This is a genomic window from Ralstonia sp. AU12-08 (assembly GCF_000442475.1).
Taxonomy (GTDB): Bacteria; Pseudomonadota; Gammaproteobacteria; order Burkholderiales; family Burkholderiaceae; genus Ralstonia; species Ralstonia insidiosa.
Window position 1 is genome coordinate 364,627 of record NZ_ASZV01000046.1, and the last position, 11,117, is coordinate 375,743.

11 protein-coding genes are annotated in these 11,117 nt (G+C 57.7%); 9 read left to right on the plus strand and 2 right to left on the minus strand.

The annotated features are described in order from the left end of the window. The first annotated feature begins 44 nt into the window (after nt 1-44). Genes C404_RS51990 through C404_RS52000 form a run of 3 tightly spaced genes read left to right on the plus strand, consistent with a single transcriptional unit; the run spans nt 45 to nt 3,086 of the window. Nucleotides 45-1,016: an aspartate carbamoyltransferase catalytic subunit gene (locus tag C404_RS51990; protein WP_021196754.1), complete on the plus strand. Its 972-nt coding sequence runs from the start codon at nt 45-47 to the stop codon at nt 1,014-1,016. Between the two features lie 8 nt (nt 1,017-1,024). After that, on the plus strand, nt 1,025-2,302 hold the full coding sequence (locus C404_RS51995; protein WP_021196755.1) for a dihydroorotase: 1,278 nt from the start codon (nt 1,025-1,027) through the stop codon (nt 2,300-2,302). Then, on the plus strand, nt 2,289-3,086 hold the full coding sequence (locus tag C404_RS52000) for a lysophospholipid acyltransferase family protein (protein ID WP_021196756.1): 798 nt from the start codon (nt 2,289-2,291) through the stop codon (nt 3,084-3,086). The genes C404_RS51995 and C404_RS52000 overlap by 14 nt, the downstream gene beginning before the upstream one ends. On the opposite strand, the gene C404_RS52005 is transcribed toward C404_RS52000, so the two are convergent. Then, on the minus strand, nt 3,083-3,949 hold the full coding sequence (locus C404_RS52005) for a symmetrical bis(5'-nucleosyl)-tetraphosphatase (protein ID WP_021196757.1): 867 nt from the start codon (nt 3,947-3,949) through the stop codon (nt 3,083-3,085). The two genes, C404_RS52000 and C404_RS52005, sit on opposite strands and share 4 nt — an antisense overlap. Nucleotides 3,950-4,167: 218 nt before the next feature. Between C404_RS52005 and rfbB the strand changes: the two genes are divergently transcribed. The 6 genes from rfbB to C404_RS52030 all read left to right on the plus strand — a co-directional run bounded on the left by rfbB (nt 4,168) and on the right by C404_RS52030 (nt 9,673). Next, the gene (gene rfbB / locus C404_RS52010) at nt 4,168-5,232 is read left to right on the plus strand and encodes a dTDP-glucose 4,6-dehydratase (RefSeq protein WP_021196758.1); all 1,065 of its coding nucleotides are present in this window, start codon (nt 4,168-4,170) and stop codon (nt 5,230-5,232) included. Continuing rightward, the gene (gene rfbD, locus C404_RS52015) at nt 5,222-6,136 is read left to right on the plus strand and encodes a dTDP-4-dehydrorhamnose reductase (RefSeq protein WP_021196759.1); all 915 of its coding nucleotides are present in this window, start codon (nt 5,222-5,224) and stop codon (nt 6,134-6,136) included. The genes rfbB and rfbD overlap by 11 nt, the downstream gene beginning before the upstream one ends. Nucleotides 6,137-6,148: 12 nt before the next feature. Next, nucleotides 6,149-7,027: a glucose-1-phosphate thymidylyltransferase RfbA gene (gene rfbA, locus C404_RS52020; RefSeq protein ID WP_031329928.1), complete on the plus strand. Its 879-nt coding sequence runs from the start codon at nt 6,149-6,151 to the stop codon at nt 7,025-7,027. Next, complete coding sequence (gene rfbC / locus C404_RS59555) at nt 7,024-7,575, plus strand: dTDP-4-dehydrorhamnose 3,5-epimerase (protein ID WP_080981292.1); 552 nt, start codon at nt 7,024-7,026, stop codon at nt 7,573-7,575. Before rfbA ends, rfbC begins: the two co-directional genes overlap by 4 nt. 115 nt (nt 7,576-7,690) lie before the next feature. Further along, nucleotides 7,691-8,785 carry an MraY family glycosyltransferase gene (locus C404_RS52025; protein WP_031329929.1) on the plus strand — a complete coding sequence of 365 codons (1,095 nt, stop codon included), beginning with the start codon at nt 7,691-7,693 and terminating at the stop codon, nt 8,783-8,785. 3 nt (nt 8,786-8,788) lie between these two features. Then, a complete protein-coding gene (locus C404_RS52030) occupies nt 8,789-9,673 on the plus strand; it encodes a hypothetical protein (protein WP_021196762.1) in 885 nt (294 codons plus the stop codon). A gap of 100 nt (nt 9,674-9,773) precedes the next feature. Here the strand turns inward: C404_RS52030 and C404_RS52035 are convergent, their stop codons facing one another. Further along, nucleotides 9,774-11,102, minus strand: coding sequence for a hypothetical protein (locus tag C404_RS52035; protein ID WP_021196763.1), 1,329 nt, complete (start codon nt 11,100-11,102; stop codon nt 9,774-9,776). Nucleotides 11,103-11,117: the final 15 nt, after the last annotated feature.

Sequence of the window (11,117 nt, forward strand, 5' to 3'; positions counted from 1 at the left end):
CTTCTGTTTTGTCCTGATCTGACCTCGTCGCCTTTCGTTTCTCCATGCCCAAGACTTTCGCCAACCCGCAGCTCACGAAAAACGGCGAGCTCAAGCACCTGCTGTCGATCGAGGGGCTGTCGCGCGACATCCTCACGCACGTGCTGGACACCGCGCAGCAGTTTGTCTCCGTATCGGATTCCGACCGCGAGGTGAAGAAGGTGCCGCTGCTGCGCGGCAAGAGCGTGTTCAACCTGTTCTTCGAGAACTCCACGCGCACGCGCACCACGTTCGAGATCGCGGCCAAGCGGCTGTCGGCGGACGTGATCAACCTGAACATCAACGCGTCGTCCACCAGCAAGGGTGAGTCGCTGCTCGACACGATCAACAACCTGTCGGCCATGCAGGCGGACATGTTTGTTGTGCGCCATGCCAGCTCGGGCGCACCGTACCTGATTGCGGAACACGTCGCACCGCACGTGCACGTGATCAATGCGGGCGATGGCCGCCATGCGCACCCCACGCAGGGGCTGCTCGACATGTTCACCATCCGCCACTACAAGAAGGATTTCTCCAACCTGACGGTGGCGATTGTCGGTGACATCCTGCACTCGCGCGTGGCGCGTTCCGACATCCATGCGCTGACGACGCTGGGCTGCGCCGATGTGCGCGCCATCGGCCCGCGCACGCTGCTGCCGGGCGGCCTGGAGCACATGGGTGTGCGCGTCTTCCACAACATGGAAGAGGGCCTGAAGGGTGTGGACGTGGTCATCATGCTGCGCCTGCAGAACGAGCGCATGAGCGGCGCACTGCTGCCGTCCGCGCAGGAATACTTCAAGGCGTACGGCTTGACGCAGGAGCGCCTGGCGCTGGCCAAACCCGACGCCATCGTCATGCACCCGGGCCCGATGAACCGCGGTGTGGAGATCGACTCCGCCGTGGCTGACGGCGTGCAGTCGGTGATCCTGAACCAGGTGACGTTCGGCATCGCCGTGCGCATGGCCGTGATGGGCATTGTTGCCGGCAACAACGACTAAGAAGACCGATGAAACTGCATATCAAAGGCGGCCGCCTGATCGACCCGGCCAACGGCATCGACGCGCAACAGGATCTGTACATCGCTGCGGGCAAGGTGGTCGGTGTCGGCCATGCGCCGGCGGATTTCCACGCCAACAAGACGGTCGATGCGACGGGCCTGATCGTCAGCCCTGGCTTTATCGACCTGTCTGCGCGCTTGCGCGAGCCGGGCTTCGAATACAAGGCGACACTCGAATCGGAAATGGCCGCGGCCATGGCTGGTGGTGTGACCTCGCTGGTGTGCCCGCCGGATACCGACCCCGTGCTGGATGAGCCCGGTCTGGTCGAGATGCTCAAGTTCCGCGCGCGCAACCTGAACCAGGCGCACGTGTATCCGCTGGGCGCGCTTACCGTTGGCCTGAAGGGCGCGGTGCTGACCGAGATGGCCGAGCTGACCGAATCGGGCTGCGTTGGCTTCTCGCAGACCGATGCACCGATGGCTGATACGCAGGTGCTGATGCGTGCGCTGCAGTACGCGCGCACCTTCGGCTTTACCGTCTGGCTGCGCCCCGAAGATCCATATCTGGGCAAGGGCGGCGTGGCGGCAAGCGGCCCGCTGGCGTCGCGCATGGGCCTCTCCGGCGTGCCCGTGATTGCCGAAACCGTGCGCCTGCACACCATCTTCGAGCTGATGCGCAGCACCGGTGCGCGTGTGCATTTGTGCCGTCTGTCGTCGGCTGCGGGTCTCGAACTCGTGCGCGCTGCCAAGGCAGAGGGCCTACCGGTCACGTGCGACGTGAACGTCCACCACATCTCGCTGACCGACGTCGACATCGGCTACTTCAATTCGCAGATGCGCTTCGTACCGCCGCTGCGCTCAGGCCGCGATCGCGACGGGATTGTGCGCGCACTGGCCGACGGCACCATCGACGCCATCTGCTCCGATCACACCCCCGTGGACGACGACGAAAAGCTGCTGCCGTTTGCCGAGGCCACGCCCGGTGCGACTGGCCTCGAGACCCTGCTGCCGCTGACACTGCGCTGGGCCGCTGAGCACAAGGTCGAGTTGCCGAAGGCGCTGGCACGTATCACCAGCGAACCGGCGCGTGTGCTGGGTCTACAAGCGGGCTCGTTGGAGGTCGGTGCGATGGCTGACGTGTGCGTGTTCGATCCGGACGCCACCTGGAAGGTCGAGCCGCGCAGCCTGCGCAGCCAGGGCAAGAACTCGCCGTACCTGGGTTATGAACTGGCCGGTCGCGTGCGTGCCACGCTGGTTGCGGGCCATCTGGCCTATGACGGGCATTGATCAGCGCGCGGAAGGCGCACCCGCCGAGGTAAGCACGCCGCAGCGCAAGCACCTGCTGCGCAAGCTACGGCTGCTTGTGCATCTGGCCGAAGGGCTCACCACGTGCGCTCTGCTGTTCTGGTGGGTGCGTCCGCACACCAAGCAGGCGCTGATTCAACGCTGGTCGCGCAAGCTGCTGGCGCTGTTCCGCGTCTCGCTTGTCGTGCATGGCGAGCCGGTCGAGGGCAAGGACCTGGCGGGTTCGATGCTGGTGTCCAACCACGTGTCGTGGATCGACATCTACGCCATCAACAGTTGGCACCCGCCGCGCTTCGTCGCCAAATCGGAAATCCGCAGTTGGCCCGTGATCGGCTGGTTGTGTGCGCAGACTGGCGTGCTGTTTGTCGAGCGCGCGCGCAAGCGGGACGCGCACCGCATCATGCACGTGATTGCCGACGCGCTGCGCCGAGGGGATGCGATCTGTGTGTTTCCTGAGGGGACGACGTCGGACGGGCTGCAGCTGCTGCCGTTCCACGCCAACCTGTTCCAGGCACCGGTGACCGCCGCCGCACCGATTCGCCCCGTGGCATTGCGCTATCGCATTGCCGCCACCGGCGAGTTGACGACCATTCCCGCGTACATTGGCGATCTGTCGATGATGGATACGATCAACGCCATCCTGAACGGGCCACCGCTGGTGGTTGAGGTACTCGTGGGCACCACGGTGGCCCCAGAGATGGACCGCCGTTCACTGGCCGCGCACAGCCAGGATGCTGTTGCGGCACTGATCGAACGCGCAGGCTAGGCTGCATGAGATTTCTTCTTGTGGGCGAGCGGGTCTTGCGCCTGCTCGCACGCGACCTGCACCACATCGCGCCCTGCTGGCGCCAGCGAAAGTTTGGCCGCCGACAGTTTCCCGCCCCACACGCATCCCGTGTCCAGGCCGATCAGGTCATCGCGCATGACCAAGCCACGCGTGGACCAATGCCCGAAAACGATCGGCGTGCCGCGTGTGCGGCGGCCCGGCACGTCGAACCACGGCATGTGGCCGTCAGGCGCACCATCGGCGTCTGCCGTTTCGAACTCCATCGAGCCGTCGAGCGTGCAGAAGCGCAGGCGGGTTAGGGCGTTGATCGTCAGGCGAAGGCGGTCCATGCCGACGAGATCGTTGCTCCACTTGGCTGGATGGTTGCCAAACGCGTCGGCCAGGAAGGATTTCCAGTGTGCGCTGCGCAACTCGCGCTCGACGGCGCCGGCCAGTTCCAGCACGTCGCCGGTCGTCCATTGCGGCAGCACGCCGGCGTGCACCATCAGGAAGCCGTTCTCGAAGATGGCGAGCGGCTGGTGTCGCAGCCAAGTGATGAGCTGATCGCTATCGGGTGCGGCAAGAATTTCGGCGATGGTGTCGCGTTTGCCCGGTTTGCGCACGCCCGCAGCGACCGCTAGTAGGTGGATATCGTGGTTGCCGAGCACCGTGCGGGCGCGGCCGGTCTCGCACAGGATGATGACTTTCCGCAGCGTGGCGAGAGACTCGGGGCCGCGGTTGATGAGGTCGCCGACGAAGCGTAGCGGGGCGTTGGCGGGTAGCGCGCTCAGGAGGGACTGGAGGGGCGCGCAGCAGCCTTGGAGGTCGCCGATGGCGTGAGGAGGACTCGACGTGATGGCCATGTGAGATGAGACGAGCGATGCTCGAGACCAACCGAAATCGCAATATTTCAGTTGTGTTACAGCGTGCTACAAAAAGATGACGCCCATTCGCAGGGCTGACCGTGGGGTCAAATAGAATACGACACTTCTAACCGTACGAAATATTCCGCTGCCCTCCCATGGGGGTATTGCTTGGACCCTAATGTGCGTGGCTGGGCCCGCAGCAAGGAGTACAGAGTTTGTCCTACATTCTTGTAACCGGTGGTGCCGGCTTCATCGGCGGCAATTTCGTTCTAAATTGGCTGGCTAATCCTGCTGCTGATGGCATCGTCAACGTAGACAAGTTGACCTATGCCGGTAACCGCAAGACTCTGGCGTCGGTCGAGAACGATCCGCGTCACGTTTTCTCCCAGACGGATATCTGCGACCGCACGGCACTCGACAGTCTGTTTGCCAAGTACAAGCCGCGCGCAGTGCTTCATTTTGCGGCGGAAAGCCATGTAGACCGCTCTATTCACGGCCCGGGTGAATTCATCCAGACCAATATCGTCGGTACGTTCACCCTACTAGAAGCGACGCGTGCTTATTGGGGTGAATTGGATGTCGATGCCAGGGCGGCGTTCCGATTCCTTCACGTCTCGACCGATGAGGTGTTTGGCTCGCTTGGGCCTGGCGACCCGCAATTCTCCGAGACGACACCTTACGCACCCAACAGTCCGTATTCGGCTTCGAAGGCAGCGTCGGACCACCTTGTGCGTGCATACCACCATACGTACGGCTTGCCAGTCCTGACGACTAACTGCTCCAACAACTACGGGCCGTACCACTTTCCGGAAAAACTGATTCCACTGATGATCGCGAACGCGCTCGGCGGAAAACCGCTGCCAGTGTATGGCGACGGCCAGAATGTTAGGGATTGGTTGTATGTGGGGGACCATTGCGCTGCCATTTGCGAGGTGCTTGCGCGTGGACGCCTAGGGGAGACCTACAATGTTGGCGGCTGGAATGAGAAGACCAATCTTGACGTCGTGCATGCGCTGAGTGGCTTGCTCGACGAACTCAAACCGAAGGCTGTCGGATCGTATCGGGATCAGATCACGTTCGTGAGGGATCGCCCGGGTCACGATCGCCGGTACGCGATCGATGCGCGCAAACTGGAGCGCGAACTGGGCTGGAGGCCTGCTGAGACCTTCGAGACTGGATTGCGCAAGACGGTGCTGTGGTATTTGGACAACCAAGCTTGGGTGCAGGACGTGATGTCCGGTGAGTATCGGAACTGGGTGGCGAAGCAATATGCAGCGTAATTCACGCGCCGCTCCCAAGCTTCTTGTCACAGGGAGCCGCGGTCAAGTCGGTTTTGAGTTGCGCCGCAGTCTCGCTCCGCTGGGCGAAGTCGTGGCGCTGGACAGGGCTGCGTGCGACTTGACCCAACCGGATGCGTTGCGCCAATTGGTACGAGAATTCCGTCCTGACGTTATCGTCAACTCCGCGGCCTACACGGCGGTGGACAAGGCGGAGGCCAATGCTGATACCGCTTTTGCCGTCAACGGCACTGCAGTCGGCGTGCTGGCCGAAGAAGCGCACGCGCTGGGCAGCCTCCTCGTGCACTACAGTACCGACTATGTGTTTGACGGTACCAAGGCGACTCCCTATATCGAGACTGACACGGTCAACCCGCAGTCTGTCTACGGCAAGAGCAAGCTTGTTGGTGAACAGGCGATTGTGGCATCTGGTGCCTCCGCGTTGGTATTGCGCACCTGCTGGGTGGCCGGAGCGCATGGTGACAACTTTGCCAAGACTATGCTGAAGCTGGGGTGCGAGCGAGAGAGCTTACGCGTAATTGCCGATCAGTTCGGCGCGCCCACGACCGCTGCGCTGATCGCCGATGTGACGGCACAGGTCATTGCTCGCTCGTGGTTGGCAGCGGACCGCTCCGTCTTTCCCGGCGGCATCTATCACTTGGCCGCGGGGGGCGAGACAACCTGGCATGGCTATGCCACAGAGGTACTGCGATACGCAACTGCACACGGCCTTGAGTTCAGGGTCAATCCTGAAGCGATCGCCGCCATTCCTGCGACAGACTATCCGTTGCCGGCTCCGCGGCCGGCCAATTCGCGTCTCGATACCAGCAAGTTGCGCGAGACGTTCGGCATTCATCTGCCCGATTGGCGTCAAGGCATCCATTTCCTGCTCGACCAAATTCTTTGAAGTTTTGCCACTATGCGTAAAGGGATCATCCTTGCCGGCGGGTCCGGCACGCGTCTATATCCGATTACCCGATCGGTTTCCAAGCAATTGCTGCCGGTTTATGATAAGCCGATGATTTACTATCCGCTATCCACGCTAATGCTGTCGGGGATTCGCGATATCTTGATTATTTCCACACCCGAAGACACGCCGCGCTTTACTGAAATGCTCGGTGACGGCAGTAAATGGGGGATTAATCTTCAGTACGCCGTTCAACCCTCTCCGGACGGTTTGGCCCAGGCTTTCATCATTGGGCGCCAATTTATCGATAACGATCCTTCGACGCTGATCCTTGGAGACAACATCTTCCACGGACATGACTTGGTGCGCCAACTCCACAGCGCAGCAAAAGAAGAAAATGGTGCCACGGTTTTTGCGTATCACGTGCATGACCCGGAACGATACGGGGTCATTGAATTCGACGAACACTTCCGTGCATTGTCTCTAGAAGAAAAGCCGAAAACTCCGCGTTCCAACTATGCGGTGACTGGGCTCTATTTCTACGACAACAGGGTTTGCGATATCGCTGCTGACATCAAGCCGTCGGAGCGCGGTGAGCTTGAGATTACCGATATCAACAAGCGCTATCTCGCATTGGGAGCATTGAATGTAGAGATCATGGGGCGCGGATATGCGTGGCTGGACACCGGCACGCATGATTCCCTGCTTGAAGCAGCTAGCTTCATAGCGACGCTGCAAAAGCGACAAGGATTGATGGTGGCTTGCCCCGAAGAGATCGCCTACCGAAGCAAGTGGATTGATGCAGACCAGGTCGAGGCGCTGGCGGAGCCGTTGGCCAAGAATGGCTATGGCAAATATTTGAGGCAGATCGTTTCGGAGTCAATCAGGTGAGTTTCAACGTTATTCCAACTGCCTTGCCAGAGGTACTTATTCTGGAGCCACAAGTTTTTGGTGATAGTCGTGGCTTTTTCTATGAGAGCTTCAATCTCAAGGAGTTCGAACACGCGACCGGGCAGAAGCGTACGTTTGTTCAGGATAATCATTCACGTTCAGCGCGAAATGTGCTGCGCGGCTTGCACTACCAGATTCAAAATTCTCAGGGAAAACTGGTCCGTGTTGTCGCTGGTGAGGTATTCGATGTTGCAGTCGACATGCGCCGCAGCTCACCGAATTTCGGAAAATGGGTTGGCGTTACCCTATCTTCGGAAAACAAGCGGCAACTGTGGATTCCAGAAGGTTTTGCTCATGGTTTTATTGTGACTTCGGAAACGGCAGAATTTGTATATAAAGTGACCGACTACTGGAGCCCAGTGCATGAACGTAGTTTGATCTGGAATGATCCTGATGTCGGCATTGAGTGGCCGATCGATGGGGAGCCGGTACTGGCCGCCAAGGATGTGGATGGAAAACGGCTTAGTGAGGCAGATCTTTTCAACTAATAACCATTGCGCCGACGGTTTCGTGATATAGGCATACAAAGCTATGCCGCTATTCCGTACCACATGGTGAATGTTGGTCACGTGCGGTTTTGGTGGCGGTATAAAGCTTCTTTCCATGCAGACATTTTCAATTGCTTTTGCGATCTCATTTCTCGCCACTTTGATGGTGATACGCTATTCGAGTATGCACGCTCATATTACGGCGGATTGGGATCTGAACGGGGTGCAGAAATTTCACGCTAAACCGGTTCCGCGGGTTGGTGGGCTCGGTATTGTTCTTGCGTTGATGGGTGTCGGCATTGCCGTATTTTTTCGCGATTCAAAGATCATTGGCATTCCTTTTGCGCTATTGCTGGCCTGCGCGGCCCCTGCGTTCGTGGCAGGATTCATCGAGGACTTGACTAAGCGCGTGAGCCCTAGAGAGCGGTTATTGGCAACGATGATCGCTGCGGCGCTTGCTGCATATTTGCTTGATGCGCGAATTGTCCGAATTGATCTGCATTTTCTGGATAGCGTACTTGCTGTCCCGCTGATTTCAGGGGCGATTACAGTGTTGGCGGTCGCAGGTGTCGCCAATGCGATCAATATCATCGATGGCTTCAATGGGCTTGCCTCGATGGTTGCGATGATGATGTTCGTTTCGCTCGCGTACGTTGCTTTTCAGGTGGGGGATCCGCTAATTGTTACGGCGGCCTTCGCCATGATTGGCGCGATTCTTGGATTCTTCATCTGGAATTTCCCGGCGGGCCATATTTTCCTTGGGGATGGCGGAGCCTATCTGATTGGATTCATACTAGCGGAGTGCGGCATTCTGCTTGTTTTGAGAAATCCGCAGGTGTCGGCATGGTATCCAGTACTGATGCTGATCTATCCAATTTTTGAAACGCTATTCTCTATCTATCGGCGACGCGTTTTGAAGGGAGTGCCCGCGGGTTATCCAGATGGCGTGCATCTCCATACGCTGATTTATCAGCGTCTGATGCGGTGGGCGGTAGGTAGCAAGGACGAGCGGCATATCGTCCGGAGAAATTCAATGACGTCTCCGTATCTCTGGCTTTTGAGTCTTCTGGCGGTATTACCGGCGACGCTATTTTGGAATAATCGCGTAGTTCTGCTAATTTTTATTGGGCTGTTTATTATTTTGTACGTTTGGCTATATTGGAAAATTGTTCGATTCCGATCGCCACGATGGATGATTATCAAGAGGTAGGCTATGGAAACGAAACCAGTTACTGTCCAGCATGCCGATGATGATGGTGTGGTCATCAGAGTTGACGACGTATTGCGTTTTTTCAGACGTTACGCCGGGATGATCTTGGGATTGAGTCTGGCGGGGGCGGCCATTGGCGTCTGCCTAACATATTTCATTCCCAAGCAATGGGAGGCGACGGGGATTCTGCAGGTCGGCCAAGTCGCGAATGAAACGACACCGGCTTCGCCGATCTCGGTCGAGCCCGCTGCGCGAGCACTGGAGCGCTTGAGAACACCGCAATTCACGAACAACGTCTTGAAGCTCCTTGGCGAGCCGAATGGAACTGACGGAAGCGCGGCTTCGGTCTTGGTTCAACGTTCATTGAAGTCGACGCCGCTAAGTGATCCGGGGCTCATTCAGTTTGCGGTACGTGGCTATTCGCCTGACGAGGCCCGACGTGCGGCGCAAGCGGTCGCAGACGAGCTGACTCGCATTCACGCGGGGTTGATGCGCCCGTCCCTGGATAAGCTCGATGCGGATTTGGCAGAGGTGGAACAGGGGTTGATCACAGAGGGCAAGCGACGTGATTCACTCAGCGAACTAGTGAAGACTCGAGGCCAAACGGCGGTCGCCGGAAAGTTTTCCGAGAACGTTCTCCTCAATGAGATGCTTGCCGACAACGATAAAGCGCTTCGTCTTCTGCGGCTTCGGAAGAACGCACTTCAGGAGCTCTTGACCGAGGCGCGTACGTTTAACACCCATCTGCTTGCGCCGGTCGAGGTGAATGGGCGCAACGCATATCCGCGGCTGGCCCCCTTTGGGGCAGCTGGTTTGGCGATTGGGTTGCTTTTAAGTCTGTTGCTCGGCACAGCGATTGAAGTGAAGCGCCGAATGCAGCAGCTGTAACGGCGCAACCTCTGACTCAAGTCGCACAGCGGTTATTTTCGATATCGGAACTGGATGACAAGGACCGCTGTGCAAGGTGTCGCCTAAGGGGTGCCCCCCGCTAGGTGCCGGCAGTTTTCAAAGACAGATTCAAGCATGCATTGCCGCGTCGGCTTGCAGCCAGAAAAATAACGATCGACAGGTTGGTTGCAATGATGCACCAGTATGCGTATCGGAAATCAACTGATGGAACGGCTGCAAGCAAACTGAAATAACAGCCCAGCGCTGAAATATTCAACGCAAATATCTGCATTCTCTCAACAGGCGATTGAATTCTTGTGCCCAAAGAAAGCATCACGATTGAGAGAATCAGCCACGTGTATGGTTTGAACAGTTCGCTGAGAACACCGCTCTGGCTCTTCGCGACATAGTCTTCCATTAGCTGGGCCTGATCGGGGCGAGACAGAGCTATATTCAAATCATTCCGCATGATTCCCGGCTGCCATACATAGGCCGGTGCAAGACTCGGAGAGCGCAGAAAATAGAGGAAAGCATCCCAGCGCATCTTCAGCGATAACAGGGGATGCGCGAGTACCGTATTCTTCCAAAGCCGATGAGTCTCTTCATACGGTGTCACGGTCATAAGGCTGCCGCTTGCATCATAGCCGCGGCTAATAAAGCACAGCGCGCGCTCATACAGAATGGGTTGCTTGGTGCACGCCATGAGGTCGTCTCGCTTTATCCAAGGGAGTAAATTCTCTCCGGTTTGAGCAGAAATTGTTGCGATCTCATCGCCCATGAGCAGAGTCTCATAGTGCTTCCGCTCGGCCTTCAGGAGGCCATAGGTAATCGCGGACACAGCGAGCCAGAAGGCAACGGAGACAGTTGCAGTAATCAGTAGCCCCGAGAGTATTTTCCTGGAGCGCAAGTAACGCAGCGAGGCGAAAAAAATAAGGGGCGCAGTGGCAAGAATCGCGTTGTGCCGCACCGCAAATGCATAAAATAGGAACGGTAAACTCAGCAATGCTAGCTTTCCGCTGTTCTTATGGTTAAACAGCAGCCCTGTTGCCACCAGCAGTGAAAATGCCATTCCAACATCCTTCCAGAGCACGCCGGAGAAATTCAGAATCCAGGGCAGGAAGAAGAGGCTTGGAACGAGTACTTTCAGGTAGGGGTTGGAGATATTTATCTGCCAGATGAATATTCCAATCACCAATAGCACCAGATGCAAGACGAGCAAACTCTGGGGGCCGGAAACCAGCATCAGGCTCAGATGCCACACATAAGACATGATTGCCGGGTGGCTGTCCGAATAGCTTTGATTCAGCGCACTCTGATATTGAGTGATAGAGTCATAGGACATAAAACCTGGGGCAAAGCACGTCCAGATTGTCAGAATAAGCAGGGCGGTTGCCGCACCGGTCAGTAGCTTGCCGTATTTGTTGTTCATCACAATGATGCTTGA